The sequence below is a fragment of the Rahnella sp. CJA17(1/100) genome (assembly GCF_963881615.1).
Taxonomy (GTDB): Bacteria; Pseudomonadota; Gammaproteobacteria; order Enterobacterales; family Enterobacteriaceae; genus Rahnella; species Rahnella aceris.
Window position 1 is genome coordinate 134030 of the sequence record NZ_CAWOJA010000001.1, and the last position, 13392, is coordinate 147421.

Genomic DNA, 13392 nt, shown 5'->3' on the forward strand with positions numbered 1-13392 from the left:
TAGGAAAGTCACTTTTCATGAATAGAGTGAAGACTCTATCGCAGCAAAATATCTCTTTATTGTTAGCGATTTACATTGGCATTTTTCTGAATGTCTCTGTGTTCCAGCGCCGCTTTGCTGCATTGGTCAATCATTTCACGTCGGCTGAACTGGTTCAGGCCGTCACCGAAGTCTGTGCCATCGTCTTATTTACCTTCTTTGTTCTGCGCTTGCTCTCGCTGGGCGGGAGGCTGTTCTTCCGCATTATCGCCAGTTTGCTGGTGCTGATTTCCGTTGCCGCCAGTTATTATATGGTGATGTTCAATGTGGTGATCGGCTACGGCATCGTGGTGTCGGTGATGACCACCGACATCGATCTGAGCAAAGAGATCATTGGTTATCATCTGTTTATCTGGATGGCGCTGGTCAGCGCGGTACCGCTGTTCCTCATCTGGAAAAATAATCTGCGTCTGACGTTGATCGAACAAATGAAAACGCCGGGGCAGCGTGTGCTGCCTTTAGCGGTGCTGCTGGCGGCGGCATTGCTGGTGTGGTTGCCGCTGCGTTCTCTGGATCACGCGCAGAGTGTGAATGAGAAGAAAACTAACGTCGATTTGCCAAGCTACGGCGGTGTTGTCGCGCACTCCTATCTGCCGTCTAACTGGCTGGCTGCACTGGGTTTGTATGCCTATACGCAGGTGGATGAAAGTCAGGATGCCGGTAATTACTTTGATCCGGCGAAGAACTTCACTTACGTTGCACCTGCTGACATCGACGATACCTACGTGGTGTTTATCATCGGTGAAACCACCCGCTGGGATCACATGGGGATTTTGGGCTACGAGCGGGATACCACACCGCGCCTGTCCAAAGAGAAGAACCTGGTGGCGTTTCGCGGGACATCCTGCGATACGGCCACCAAGTTGTCACTGCGTTGTATGTTCGTGCGTGAAGGCGGTACGGCGGATAATCCGCAGCGTACGCTGAAAGAACAGAATATTTTTGCGGTGATGAAATCACTGGGCTTCACCTCAGAGCTGTTCGCGATGCAAAGCGAGCTGTGGTTCTACAATAATGCTGACACCAATAATTTCTCCTTCCGTGAAATTATCGCCTCGGAAAAACGCAACGATGGCAAACCTGTTGATGACATGTTGCTGGTCAATGAGTTACAGGAGTCGCTGAAGAATCATCCGAAAGGTAAGCATCTGGTGATCCTGCATACCAAAGGCTCGCACTATCTGTATTCCCAGCGTTATCCGCGCAGCTACGCCCGCTATACCCCGGAATGTAAGAGCAACACCTGCACCAAAGCGGAACTGATTAATGCCTTCGATAACAGCGTGTTGTACACCGACACCTTTATTGACAGCGTGATTGATCAGTTGCGTGATAAGAAAGCGCTGGTGTTTTACGCTTCCGATCACGGCGAATCTATCGATGAGAACTCGCATCTGCACGGTACGCCGCGCGAGATGGCACCACCGGAGCAGTTCCGCGTGCCGATGATGGTGTGGGCTTCTGACAGTTTCCTCGAACAACCGGACCACAAGCTGGCGTTTGAGCAGTTGCAGGCGCAGCAGCGGGTCGGTGCGAAGAAACGTCACGTTGAGTTATTCGACTCGATTTTAGGCTGTCTGGGTTATACGTCGCCGGACGGTGGTATTAATCCGGCGAATAACTGGTGTGCAAAACCGCAGACAGAACAGAAGCTGTAGGTTATTTTGGCGGCGTATCGGATAATTTATGGGCAGTCAGTTCGGATGTTATAAAAAGCCGTTGACGCTCTGAGGGGGTCGCAGTAAGATGCGCCCCATTCGGCGAGTAGCGCAGCTTGGTAGCGCAACTGGTTTGGGACCAGTGGGTCGGAGGTTCGAATCCTCTCTCGCCGACCACATTTGAAAAACCTGCTTTTTAAAGCAGGTTTTTTTTCGTCTGTAGTAAAAGAGGATGAGAACCTCCGAAGGAGGTTTGAGCCGAGCGAAGCGAGACCACGTTGCTTTAGCAACGGCCCGCAGGGCAAGCATCGAAGATGCGTGTCATCCTCTCTCGCCGACCACATTTGAAAAACCTGCTTTTTAAAGCAGGTTTTTTTTCGTCTGTAAAAAGCCCGCGGCCTTCTGGTTGCGGGCTTTTTGCTTTGTGGCGTGTATGAGGGAGACTAAGGGAATTCTTCCGCCGCTACCTTCCCTGACGCCTCGCAAAGTGCCTGCCAGTTGTCTGGCGGTTCACCGCTTTTCAACATCTTGCGAAACATCCGGTATGCGTCTGTTTTGCTTTCGTAGGCGCGTAATTCTTTATCATCATTCACCCAGGCGTAAATAATGATCCGGCTTTTCAGGTTGTAGCGGAAAAACAAACGGTACTGCTGGAAGAATTTTGCCCTGAACCAGTGTGAGAATTCCCCGCCTAACGTATCGCCCTGACCGAATTCAACACGCGCCGGATCCTGCGGGATAACGTCAAACATCAGCTTATTGATCGCAGCCAGCCGTTTGGTGGCGTTCTTACTTTTATAGCCCGCCGGATCTTTGCGGCGCAGTAAAACAACCTGATCAGTGAGTGCCTGTATTTGTTGCAGGATCAGAGGATGAGCGAGAAGGGTCCATCCGTTAATCTCCATGGCCTGATTGTGCATAATCCTTTACTCGTCATCGTCAGAAAGCGGGCTCTCAAGATCGATAGCCATCCCGGCGGTCAGTACATTGATTTTTTCATGCAGGGATAATGTTACCGGCTGCATATTTTCCGGGTTATTGAGCATATCTTTTGCCACAAAACCGAGAAAGGCACTGATAACAGGGTCTTCCGCTTCTTCGAGTTGCCTCGAAATAACCACCTGCCCGTCTGGCAAAATCTTGTACTGGATCCGATCATTTTCGGTGAGATTTAATGCCTTACGGATAGTGGCCGGAATGGTGGTCTGGAAGCGGCGGGTGACTTTGGATTCGGCTTCGAATTTTATTCCCCATAGTGCCGAGGCTGACATAATGAGACTCCATAATGATGCTTATTTGAGCAATTTTGTCAGCGTAATGCATTTGCATTGCCAATGCAAATGCATTGCTTTTTACTTCATCATCTTCAAATCGCCTTTGCGGTGATTTTTATGATCCTGATAGAAATTCTCATGCGAATCCAGGCTCAGAAGATACAGTTCAATTTTCTCTTCACGCCAGCAATAACCCAGCAAAGCCTGCTGCTTTTCCAGCGGAAATTTATGCACCCTCAGGTAACTGAGATCGCCTTTCTTAAGTTCCCCGAGCCGCGGGTCATCCTGTATGCGTTCAATTTCATCTTCGACGATAATTTGCTGTGATAAAGGCAATCGTCCAAAAGCTTTGGTAAAGCGATGAGATTCAAATGTATCAATCCTTTGACCGCTCAGTCCTTCTGACATAGCGCGTTACCTTGTTGTTATCTGTCTCGCTTTTGGCCAATAACGTTTCCACAATAAACCGGTACGTCAGATCAGGGTTATCCTCGGCGATCCTGCCGATTTTTGCCCAGTGTTCGATCTGCTTGGGAATGCTCCGGTGGGAGGCTTCCGCATGTATTTTTACATCATTCACAAAATCATCATCTAAGCGAATACTGGTTGCCATGGTTTACCTCTGGTCGTTTTCTATACCCGATAGCAGGGTGCGCCATAAAATTGCGTAATGCAACAAATTGTCGCGAACAACCATTCCGTTTTTTCTTCCCTGAGCCGCGAGAATAGGCGTTGTCACATACGTAAGAAAGGGGCATTTTCGCGGGATTTTCATTCCTGCGAGGCATCACGTAAAAATGTCCGGCACGCCATTTTTCTTGCACTCAACCCTGCGCACCGTCCCGCAAAGATTCACCCAACAACGGGCCTAAAAAACCTAAATCCTCCTGCTCCTCAAGCCGGTTGAGCTGACGAAAAAGGTCGCTGGCATTGCTCATCGTGGTGCAACAATCAGTGAATTTTCGCCGTCTGTCGGCGTCACTGAACGGCTCGCTGTTGCTGCCTTTCGCCAGTTTGCGGCCTGCCTGTAACGTGCGGCCATCGCGCAGGGTAAGTGTCACTTCATGTGCCAGGCGATCGCCCGGCGGTGTTTCTGCCTCCTGTTCCGGCGTATAGCAGCGCAGGGATATGCGCGCCAGACGTGCCGGTTCAGTGAGTTCTGCGACCCGCGCTGGCGTGAAATCAGCGACGCTCAGCGAGCCGTTGCGCAGCCAGGTATCGACGCAGTATTGCATAGAAAAGCGCGCCTGCATTTCATTGACCGGCAGCGGATACGCCAGATTGCGCAGATTGGCGATGCCAACCAGCGTATCAACGGTCAGCACGTCATCATCACTGAAATCATGCTGCGCACGCAGGTCGTCCAGGGCGTCGATAATCATGTGCGTCGAGCCGCAGCACGGGTGACGTTTGGGCATCACGCCGGTGGTTTCTATGACGTGAAAATGGGTGCCCAAAATAGCCGGAATATTCCAGCCCGGCGGCGTCAGGCCGCCAAACATTTCCAGAAAGCCCTGCGGCGCGTCCAGAATATCAATGCGTCCCTGCATGTGTTGTCGGGCAAAATTCGCCGCGTCAACTGCATTACGGGCAGCCCATCCTGCGTGCAGCGGTTTGATCGGCGTGCCGAACTGACCTTTGGTGCCGGAGGCAAAACTGACGGCATTGCTTAACGCTCTGGCGATACCTGCCTGATCTAATCCCATCAGCCAGGCGACACCTGCCGCACTGCCGATGCAGCCGACGGTCGAGGTGCCGTGCCAGCCTGCGGTGTAATGTGATGGCGAGACGCCGGAACCGACAAACGCCTGCGCCTGCAAACCGATCAGATAGGCTTTCACCAGTTGTTCACCACTGGCATGGATATCATCAGCGACCGCCAGTAATGCAGGTACCAGAACGGCGGAGGCATGGCTCATGCCTGGCGCAAAATTATCGTCGTAATCGATGGCGTGCGCAGCCGTACCGTTGACCATCGCGGCGATGGCCGCAGGTGCGCGTCCGCCACCGGCTAAACGGCAACGGGCTTGCGGGGTAAAATAGCTTTCACTGGCGGCACGCACGGCACGACTGGAGAAATCATCCTGTCCGGCGTACAGGCAGGCCAGCGTATCGGTGATCGCTTCCCGGGCTTTGCGGCGCGCGGTGGTGCTGAAATCAGGCTGGCTGCAACACCAGCGGGCAATGGCTTCAATCACATTCATGATGTTTCCTTCAACGGCTTCAGTGGCGGCTGGCAGCAAGAAATTGTTGGGTATACGGCTCGCGGGCCGCGCCGCTGCGGATTTCGGCGGCGGTCAGTTCTTCCAGCAGTTTTCCCTGATGCATGATGGCGACGCGGTCGCACAGGTGCGCGACCACCGCCAGATCATGCGTCACCATCAGGTAAGTCAGGTTGCGTTCGCGGCGCAGTTTTTTCAGCAGATTGAGGATTTCCGCCTGCACTGACACGTCCAGTGCGGATGTAGGTTCGTCGAGCAGCAGCACCTGCGGTTCAATGATCAGCGCCCGTGCCAGCGCCACGCGCTGACGCTGGCCGCCGGAAAGCTGATGCGGATAGCGGTAACGAAAGGCATCGCTCAGGCCAAGCGCATTCAGCACGTCGCTGATGCGTGCTTCCCGCCGGTCCATGCCGTGGATCACCAGCGGTTCCAGCAGCGTGTGGTAGACCATTTTGCGCGGATGCAGCGAGGCATACGGATCCTGAAACACCATCTGCACCTGCCGGTAATAGTCTTTATCGCGCACCGGATGTTGTTCGCGGTTCTGATACAAAATCGCGCCGCTGTAACGGGTGTTCTGGCCGGTCAGCGTGCGCAGAATGGTCGATTTTCCGCAGCCGGACTCGCCAATCAGCCCGTAACTTTCGCCTCTGGCGATGTGCATTGTGACGCTATCGACCACGGTTTTGCTGTGAGTGCCTTTGCCGAAAGCGATGCTCAGATCGACGGTTTCGAGCATCCGGTCAGCGGTCAGCGGCGGCTTGGGATTCATGAAAGTGGTCATCAGCAGGCTTCTCCGTAGCGGTATACCGGGCCGGTCAGCCACGCCGGGTCGCGTGCAGGAATAGCGAGCATGTCCACCGGATGCTGTAAATCCGGCTGACTGGCGAGCAGGGCGCGGGTGTAAGGATGTCTGGCGTTATGCAGTTGATCTGCCGAAATTTCTTCGAGAATACGTCCGGCGTACATCACCAGTGCGCGGTCGCAGAAACTCGACACCAGCCCGAGATCGTGGGTAATAAACAGCAGGCCGGTTTTGCGCCGTGCCAGCAACGCGTCCAGTACGCTCAGCACCTGCTGACGCACCGTGACGTCCAGCGCCGACGTGGGTTCGTCGGCGATAATCAGATCGGGTTCAGGGATCAGCATCATGGCGATCATGATGCGCTGCCCCATGCCGCCGGAAATCTCGTGCGGATACAGGTCAAACACCCGTTCCGGATCGCGGATATTCACCGCTTCCAGCATCGCCAGTGCTTTCACGCGGGCTTCTTTTTCACTGACATGAAAGTGAATGCGGTATGCCTCATTAATCTGATGACCGACGCGCATCAGCGGATTCAGCGAGAATTTCGGGTCCTGCATAATCATGGAAATCCGTTTGCCGCGGATTTTGCGCATCTGGCGCTCGCCGGTACTGAGCAGGTCGATATCGCCAAACTGCATGCGGTCGGCGCTGACGCTGGCACCCTGCGGCGTCAGTTTCAGCAGCGACCGGCCGGTGAGCGATTTACCGGAACCGGATTCGCCGACAATCGCCACTTTTTCACGGCCAACTGTGAAGGAGATACCGCGCACCGCGTGGTTTTCCTGCCGGTGGCCTTTGAACGTAATGTTCAGGTTTTGCACATCAAGCAATGTTTCAGTCATGGCGCAGATCCAGTACGTCGCGCAGGCCGTCACCGAACAGGTTGAACGCCAGGCTGGTGAAAAGAATCGACAGGCCGGGAATGGCGGCAATCGTCCAGTGAGTCATCATGAACTGGCGGCCGGAAGAGAGCATCGCGCCCCATTCCGGACTGGGTGCCTGTGCCCCGAGGCCGAGAAATCCGAGGCCGGAGGCGGTCAGGATAATCCCCGCCATATTCAGCGTCAGGCGCACCACCACCGAAGGCAGACACATCGGAATGATGTGGCGCAGGATGATGCGCATCTGCGACGCACCCTGCAAACGCACGGCGGCGACGTAATCCATTTTGCGGATAGACAAGGCTTCGGCGCGTGCCAGACGGGCAATCGGCGGCCAGGCGGAAAGTGAAATCGCGATAATCGCATTCTCGATACCCGGGCCGAGTGCGGCGACAAATCCCAGCGCCAGAATCAGACTCGGGAACGCCAGAAAGATATCGACGATGCGCATCAGAATGGTGTCCGTCCAGCCGCCAACGGTGCCCGCCAGCGTGCCGACCAGTAATCCGAGCGGACCGACAATCAGCGCCGTCAGGCCGGTGATGTAGAGCGTGATACGCGCGCCATAAATCAGGCGGCTGTAAATATCGCGCCCGAGTTCGTCGGTCCCCAGCCAGTATTCGCGGCTCACCGGCGCCAGACGCAGTTGCAGGTTTTGCGCGTAAATATCGTGTGTCGCCAGCCACGGCGCGAAAATCGCCACTGTGACGATAAACAGGATGACGATCAGCCCGAACAGCGCCGAAGTATTACGGCGAAAGCGCCGCCACTGATTCAGGCTTTGCTGCGCGCGCGCCTGCCACGGTGTGGCCGGAACCGGCGCGTCGAGCCATGCCCGCAGGGAAAACGCCGGGCGCGCCGTGAGATGAGGTTTAGCGGAGTCGGTCATGATTGCTCCTGACGGGTTCGCGGATCAAAGATGCGGTAAAGCAGGTCGCAGATAAGGTTCAGCGCCACAAAAATCACGCCGATCAGTAACGAGCAACCCACCACGGCGTTCATGTCGCCCGCCAGCATGGCGTTGGTGAGATAGCGGCCAAAACCCGGCCAGGCGAATACCGTTTCGGTCAGCACCGCGCCTTCGAGTAAAAAGGCGTAAGAAAGCGCGACGACCGTCACCACCTGCACTGCCACATTACGAAAGGCGTGGATCCACACACTGCGTGCCCATGACAACCCTTTCACCCGGGCGGTGATCACATATTCCTGTCCGAGTTGTTCAATCATAAAGCTGCGGGTCATGCGGCTGATGTACGACAGCCCGCTGAGGCCAAGAATCGATGCCGGTAAAATCAGGTGGCTGAAAACGTTGCGAAACGCCTCCCAGTTTCCGGTCAGTGCGGTGTCGATGAGATAAAATCCGGTGACTTTCTGCACGTCGAATTCATACATAAAGTCGATACGCCCCGGCCCGCCGATCCAGCCGAGTCCGGCGTAAAACAATACCAGCCCCATCAGACCCAGCCAGAAATTCGGCGCAGAATGGCCGAGCAGGCCGATAAAGCGGATGCAGTGATCAAACCAGGTATTGCGGTACATTGCCGATAACACGCCTGCCGGAATGCCCAGACAGGTGGCGATCAGTGCCGCCAGCGTCGCCAGTTCCAGCGTGGCCGGAAACACGCGGGCAATGTCGGTGGTGACCGGATTGCCGGTAGTCAGTGCGTTACCGAAATCCAGCATCGCGACGTTTTTCAGGTAGATCAGAAACTGTTCCCACAGCGGTTTGTCCAGCCCGAGCAGGTGATACATCTTCTGATAGGCTTCCTGACTGGCGTTATCGCCGAGCACTGATACCACCGGGTCAATCGGCAGCAAGCGCCCGATAAAAAAGGTCAGCGCCGCCAGCCCCAGTAACGTGCAGAACACGGAAAACAGCAATTTACTCAGCCGGGCGGCGCTTTCGCGCAGCCGCAGCCAGAGAGGTTCAGCATGCGCTATGCCTGCTGTGGTCGGATCGAGGTGCGACATCGGGCGCTCCTTGGTTTTTTATGGAAGGCTTATTTGGATGCCAGTGCGTAATAAACGCGGAAGCCGTTCCACGTCCAGTCTTTGACCTGTCTGGTCAGCCCGGCGGTGTTGTACATCTGGAACATGATCGCCATCGGGCCTTGCTGCATCTGCTCTTCCTGCAAGGTGTGATAGAGGGCAATACGTTTTTGCTCATCGGGTTCGAGCAGCGCTTCGGTGACTTTTTTATTCATCGCCGGATCGAAATACGAAGCACGCCAGCTCGGATACTGGGTTTTCTTGGCTTCTTTGCTGTTGTCCGGGTTGTAGACCAGACGCGAGGCGTTACCGTGCGCATCCGGCACCGAGGTCTGCCATGCCATCATGGCGCTCTGGAATTCACGCCCGCGCACGCGGCTGAATAACTGGGCATTGGCCATGCTTTCGATGGAGAGTTTTACGCCGATTTTCGAGGCATTTTCCTGCGTGCTCTGGGCGATAGGCGCCGAGTGCGGCAGGGTGCCGATGATCAGTTTGGCGGAGAATCCGTCGGGATAACCGGCTTCGGTCAGCAACTGTTTGGCTTTCGCCAGATCCAGTTTGAACGGCTGTCCGGCATCTTTATCCAGCGCACCAAAGGCGCCGAGCTGGGCGAAACTGGCGCGCGGTACACCGAGATACGGCATCACGGTGGAAGCCAGCCCCTGATAATCAATCAGATAACGCATCGCGAGGCGCACTTTCGGGTTTTTGAAAATCGGGTCTTCGCTGTTAAAGGTCCAGAAGAACAATTGCGGCTTGAGGACTTTCTCCACCTTCACCTGACCGCCTTTGTCCAGATCACGTAAATCGTCCGGCGCCAGGTCACGGGCGATATCCACATCACCCTGCGTCAGCAACAGGCGCTGCGTACCGGTTTCCGCAACGTGGCGGATCAGGATGCGTTGCAGTTTCGGTTTCTCGCCCCAGTAATCTTTATTCGCCTGCAACACCACGCCTTCACCGGCATTCCAGCGCATCAGCTGATAGGCACCGACGCAGGCAGTGTGCGTGGTCAGGTATTTGTTGCCCATGTCGTCGCCAACGGCATTTTTCTCCACCAGCGCCTGATCCAGCGTGGTCGACACGTTATTGGCGGCGATAGCCTGTAAGACCAGATTGGTCGGGTACGGCTGGTCGAATTTCATCACCAGCGTGTCGTCGTCGGGCGCGGTAATGCGTTCTTTGACGTTATCTTTGGTAAAGCCATATTCAGTCAGGGTGGCGGAATTGCCGAAACCGAGCAGCACCACGCGCTGCAACGACCAGGCGACGTCTTTCGCTGTGGCTTTATTGCCGGACGGGAACGTCATGCCGGTATTGAGATGGAAGGTGATTTGTTTGCGATCAGGCGAGATATCCCAGCTTTTTGCCAGGCGCGGAATAACGTGGGATTCGTCTTTCGGATCGAAATCCACCAGCGTGTCGCAGGTGTTTTTGATGATTTCATTAGTGACCACTTCGCCGATCTGCGCCGGGTCAAAGGTGCTGATTGCGTCAATATTCCATGCCATCACCAGCGAATCCGCAGGCGTCGCGGACTGTGCAGCCGTACTTCCCCATGTGAGACCAATCATTGTGGCGAGGATTTTTGTTCTGGTGTTGAGCATAAATCGGGTTCCTTTGATTAAAAAAAAACGAGCGTAAAATAGTGAATCTCTGTCAGCCCCTTTCGCAGAAAGAGAAGGCGTATTCGGTCAACTCCCTCCCCTGCGAAGGGGAGGGTTGGGGTGGGGTATTAATGGCGTCGCCGGAGTTGCCTGCTAAACCCCCTCCCGGCCTCCCCCTTCGCAGGGGGAGGAGCAGACCCACTCCCTGTCATCAGAGAGGGTGCTTCAAACTTTTATTCAGGACGTGGCTGAACCGGTGGTTTCACTTCCGGCGGGATCGGGCACACATAAGGGGTTTCAGCGGTCAGTTCCTGATGCGCCTGTTTGGCGGCTGTCATCAGTGCGCTGTCGGTCAGGGTGTCGATGGCGGTGGCGGCCATGATTTTGGCGACGTAAGCCAGCCCTTTATGTGCGGCAGGCATTTTCCCCTGCGCAGTGAGCTGCCACGAGTGACCCGGTGTCCCGATGGCGTAAGTCGGGACATGCGCCTGCACGGTCGGCATTTTCCAACTGATATCACCGACGTCCGTTGAACCCAGCATCAGTTCGCCGGAGGTTTCCAGCGGGACAATGAATTCGCATAACGGTGAGGCGTCCTGCGGTTTTTTGAGGCCGATGCGGCGGTAGGCGCTTTGCAAATCCTGCGGGCTGAGCGTGGCCTGAATTTCAGCGGCAAAGGCTTTGTCAGCCGCGTCGAATTCCAGCGGACCGAGCAGTTCGAAGTTACGCTGCATGGCTTCTTCCAGCGGGCGGTTGCCCAGCAGGTTGGCCACGGCGCTCATGATGCTGATATCGACGGTGGTTTCGGTCATCAGCGCCGCGCCCTGTGCGACTTTTTTCACGCGCTCGTTGAGTTCAAACATGGCATGTACGTCGCGTGAACGGATGGCATAACGCACGGCGGCACGCGCCTGCACCACGTTCGGCGCGATGCCGCCGGAATCGAGCATCGCATAGTGAATGCGGGAATCCTGCGGTACGTGTTCGCGCAGGTAGTTAACGCCGACGTTCATCAGTTCAACGGCGTCCAGCGCACTGCGTCCAAGATGCGGCGAGGCGGCGGCGTGCGAGGAGCGGCCATGGAAGACGAAATCCATGCGGGTATTGGCCAGCGATTCGGCGCGGGCAACTTCAGTAAAGGCATTCGGGTGCCAGGTGATGGCGATATCCACGCCGTCAAACGCCCCGGCGCGCGCCATAAAGGATTTGGCGGCGCCCCCTTCTTCCGCCGGACAGCCGTAATAGCGCACGCGCCCCGGCGTGCCGGTTTGTGCCAGCCAGTCTTTCAGCGCCGTAGCTGCCAGCATGGCGGCAGAACCCAGCAGATTGTGCCCGCAGCCATGCCCCTGACCGTTGCCCGGCAGCGGCTCAGGACGGGCAATCCCGGCCACCTGACTCAGCCCCGGCAGCGCATCGTATTCGCCGAGAATCGCAATGATCGGGCCGCCTTCACCGGCTTCGCCCATCACGGCCGTCGGAATGTCGGCGACATTTTCAGTGACGCGAAAACCCTGTTCTTTCAGCATCGCCGTGTGTTCGGCAACGGAACGGTATTCGGTATAGCAAATTTCCGGCATACCCCAGACGCGATCGCTCAGGGCGGTGAACAGGGCTTTTTTGGTGTCGACCAGGCTCCAGACGGTTTCTTTATTCTGCGCAGATGCGTTATTCAACGGAGACTCCTTGTGCCAGTGGCTACGGTTTTATGAGGTCAGTGTGTCGGAGGAACCTGTTCAGAATGTGTGCAGAAAAGGCAAAGATCCAATGAGTCTTTCAGCTGACCCATTCCAAAACCGCATAGATATTTTGAGATATGCGAAAACAGAATAGTCAGCGTGACTCTCTGAATAGAAAGGAGAAATTACAGGTCGCGGGGAGCTTCCCGCAGGCTGGCAGGCGTGGAGCAGAACATGTTTTGCCGCCTGAAAACGTCAGGCGACGGCGCGGGTCTGATGCAGCAGGCTGGCTTTATTCCACAGACGTTCGGCCTGCGGGGTACGGAATTTTTCCAGCCGGTAAAGACGGATGCTGGCCTGAATATCCCAGCTTCGTTCTCCGGCGCGGATAAGCGAGCCGTTCGCCAGTTCCTCGCAGATCAGGCTGGTGGGCAACCACGACACGCCGCAGCCGGAAATGGTCATCGCTTTCAGGCCGCTGCACATCGGATTTTCATACACCGGCTTCAGCGGCAGCGGGCGCGACGCAAACAGGGCACTCAGCGCGTGGGCAAAAAAGGACCGATTGCCGTAACTGAGATAAGGAAGCTGGACGCGGGTGCCGCCAAAGGGGCTCAGCGGGAACAGGGGCTTGCCGTCATCGTCTGGTGCACAAACGGCCAGCGCATTCTCTTTTCCCAGTTCAATATAGGGAAAGCGTTCGAGCTGTTTCATCAGCGGGACGGAATCATGGGCGTAGGTCAGCAGAAAATCCGTTTCGCCATCCAGCAGCAGGGAAATATTGCCGCTGAATGACGGCTGCTGATCGCACAAACGAATGTAGCCGTACTGATGCGACGGGTCGATCTGGTTGATCCAGTCGGGGAAAAAGGTCAGGGAGAGCGTATTGAGCGCGGCAAAATGCACGATGGCGTGCTTCTGCGCATGGCGCTCACGCAGGTCGCTGCGCAGTTGTGTCATGGAAAACACCAGATCTGCCGCAGTATGCAGGAAGTCCTGGCCTTCCGGCGTCAGGCGTATCGGGTAGGTTTTGCGGTCAAAAAGCGGCACGCCAAGCCATTCTTCCAGTTGCTTAATTCGTCGGCTCAGCGCGGACTGGGTGATGTTTCTTTCACTGGCGGCTCGCGTAAAGCTATAGCACTGAGACACACTGAGAAAATCTTCAAACCACTTCAGTTCCATCAGAAAACCTCTGGCGGGTAATAAGCCCGTAATAACAAGCAATAAATGCGCCA

General features: G+C 55.7%; 13 protein-coding genes, 1 tRNA gene and 1 other RNA gene. 3 read left to right on the forward strand and 12 right to left on the reverse strand.

Annotated elements, in window-relative coordinates; translation table 11 throughout:
- Positions 1-17 precede the first annotated feature (17 nt).
- The 3 genes from eptB (at position 18) to AACU55_RS00650 (ending at position 2038) form a co-directional block, all read left to right on the forward strand.
- Positions 18-1697: a kdo(2)-lipid A phosphoethanolamine 7''-transferase gene (gene eptB, locus AACU55_RS00640; protein WP_037033825.1), complete on the forward strand. Its 1680-nt coding sequence runs from the start codon at positions 18-20 to the stop codon at positions 1695-1697.
- A 100-nt stretch (positions 1698-1797) separates the two neighbouring features.
- Positions 1798-1874 (forward strand) — tRNA-Pro (locus tag AACU55_RS00645).
- Between the two features lie 34 nt (positions 1875-1908).
- Positions 1909-2038, forward strand: a non-coding RNA gene (locus AACU55_RS00650) — RtT sRNA.
- 102 nt (positions 2039-2140) lie between these two features.
- Here AACU55_RS00650 and AACU55_RS00655 read toward each other — a convergent pair.
- The 12 genes from AACU55_RS00655 to AACU55_RS00710 all read right to left on the reverse strand — a co-directional run bounded on the left by AACU55_RS00655 (position 2141) and on the right by AACU55_RS00710 (position 13339).
- Positions 2141-2617, reverse strand: coding sequence for a type II toxin-antitoxin system YhaV family toxin (locus tag AACU55_RS00655; RefSeq protein ID WP_134706480.1), 477 nt, complete (start codon positions 2615-2617; stop codon positions 2141-2143).
- 6 nt (positions 2618-2623) lie between these two features.
- Entirely contained in the window at positions 2624-2968 is a 345-nt protein-coding gene (locus AACU55_RS00660; RefSeq protein WP_013573435.1) for a type II toxin-antitoxin system PrlF family antitoxin, read from the reverse strand.
- 81 nt (positions 2969-3049) lie between these two features.
- Positions 3050-3379, reverse strand: coding sequence for a type II toxin-antitoxin system RelE/ParE family toxin (locus AACU55_RS00665; protein ID WP_037033821.1), 330 nt, complete (start codon positions 3377-3379; stop codon positions 3050-3052).
- Positions 3348-3584, reverse strand: coding sequence for a ParD-like family protein (locus AACU55_RS00670; protein WP_037033819.1), 237 nt, complete (start codon positions 3582-3584; stop codon positions 3348-3350). The genes AACU55_RS00665 and AACU55_RS00670 overlap by 32 nt, the downstream gene beginning before the upstream one ends.
- Before the next feature lie 211 nt (positions 3585-3795).
- Positions 3796-5175: an MmgE/PrpD family protein gene (locus tag AACU55_RS00675; protein ID WP_134706481.1), complete on the reverse strand. Its 1380-nt coding sequence runs from the start codon at positions 5173-5175 to the stop codon at positions 3796-3798.
- Between the two features lie 19 nt (positions 5176-5194).
- Positions 5195-5977, reverse strand: coding sequence for an ABC transporter ATP-binding protein (locus AACU55_RS00680; protein WP_134706482.1), 783 nt, complete (start codon positions 5975-5977; stop codon positions 5195-5197).
- On the reverse strand, positions 5977-6843 hold the full coding sequence (locus tag AACU55_RS00685; protein WP_134706483.1) for an ABC transporter ATP-binding protein: 867 nt from the start codon (positions 6841-6843) through the stop codon (positions 5977-5979). The genes AACU55_RS00680 and AACU55_RS00685 overlap by 1 nt, the downstream gene beginning before the upstream one ends.
- Complete coding sequence (locus AACU55_RS00690; RefSeq protein WP_134706484.1) at positions 6836-7771, reverse strand: ABC transporter permease; 936 nt, start codon at positions 7769-7771, stop codon at positions 6836-6838. The genes AACU55_RS00685 and AACU55_RS00690 overlap by 8 nt, the downstream gene beginning before the upstream one ends.
- Complete coding sequence (locus AACU55_RS00695; RefSeq protein WP_134706485.1) at positions 7768-8853, reverse strand: ABC transporter permease; 1086 nt, start codon at positions 8851-8853, stop codon at positions 7768-7770. The genes AACU55_RS00690 and AACU55_RS00695 overlap by 4 nt, the downstream gene beginning before the upstream one ends.
- A 29-nt stretch (positions 8854-8882) precedes the next feature.
- The gene (locus tag AACU55_RS00700; RefSeq protein ID WP_134706486.1) at positions 8883-10481 is read right to left on the reverse strand and encodes an ABC transporter substrate-binding protein; all 1599 of its coding nucleotides are present in this window, start codon (positions 10479-10481) and stop codon (positions 8883-8885) included.
- A gap of 233 nt (positions 10482-10714) precedes the next feature.
- Positions 10715-12154: a M20 family metallopeptidase gene (locus tag AACU55_RS00705; protein ID WP_134706487.1), complete on the reverse strand. Its 1440-nt coding sequence runs from the start codon at positions 12152-12154 to the stop codon at positions 10715-10717.
- A gap of 258 nt (positions 12155-12412) precedes the next feature.
- Positions 12413-13339 (reverse strand): LysR family transcriptional regulator, encoded by a 927-nt coding sequence (locus tag AACU55_RS00710; protein WP_134706488.1) that lies wholly within the window; start codon positions 13337-13339, stop codon positions 12413-12415.
- Between the last annotated feature and the right edge of the window lie 53 nt (positions 13340-13392).

Excerpts from the sequence above, each read along its gene's own strand:
- eptB (WP_037033825.1), top strand. The coding sequence starts at position 18 with ATGAATAGAGTGAAGACTCTATCGCAGCAAAATATCTCTTTATTGTTA.
- AACU55_RS00655 (WP_134706480.1), bottom strand. The coding sequence starts at position 2,617 with ATGCACAATCAGGCCATGGAGATTAACGGATGGACCCTTCTCGCTCAT.
- AACU55_RS00660 (WP_013573435.1), bottom strand. The coding sequence starts at position 2,968 with ATGTCAGCCTCGGCACTATGGGGAATAAAATTCGAAGCCGAATCCAAA.
- AACU55_RS00665 (WP_037033821.1), bottom strand. The coding sequence starts at position 3,379 with ATGTCAGAAGGACTGAGCGGTCAAAGGATTGATACATTTGAATCTCAT.
- AACU55_RS00670 (WP_037033819.1), bottom strand. The coding sequence starts at position 3,584 with ATGGCAACCAGTATTCGCTTAGATGATGATTTTGTGAATGATGTAAAA.
- AACU55_RS00675 (WP_134706481.1), bottom strand. The coding sequence starts at position 5,175 with ATGAATGTGATTGAAGCCATTGCCCGCTGGTGTTGCAGCCAGCCTGAT.
- AACU55_RS00680 (WP_134706482.1), bottom strand. The coding sequence starts at position 5,977 with ATGACCACTTTCATGAATCCCAAGCCGCCGCTGACCGCTGACCGGATG.
- AACU55_RS00685 (WP_134706483.1), bottom strand. The coding sequence starts at position 6,843 with ATGACTGAAACATTGCTTGATGTGCAAAACCTGAACATTACGTTCAAA.
- AACU55_RS00690 (WP_134706484.1), bottom strand. The coding sequence starts at position 7,771 with ATGACCGACTCCGCTAAACCTCATCTCACGGCGCGCCCGGCGTTTTCC.
- AACU55_RS00695 (WP_134706485.1), bottom strand. The coding sequence starts at position 8,853 with ATGTCGCACCTCGATCCGACCACAGCAGGCATAGCGCATGCTGAACCT.
- AACU55_RS00700 (WP_134706486.1), bottom strand. The coding sequence starts at position 10,481 with ATGCTCAACACCAGAACAAAAATCCTCGCCACAATGATTGGTCTCACA.
- AACU55_RS00710 (WP_134706488.1), bottom strand. The coding sequence starts at position 13,339 with ATGGAACTGAAGTGGTTTGAAGATTTTCTCAGTGTGTCTCAGTGCTAT.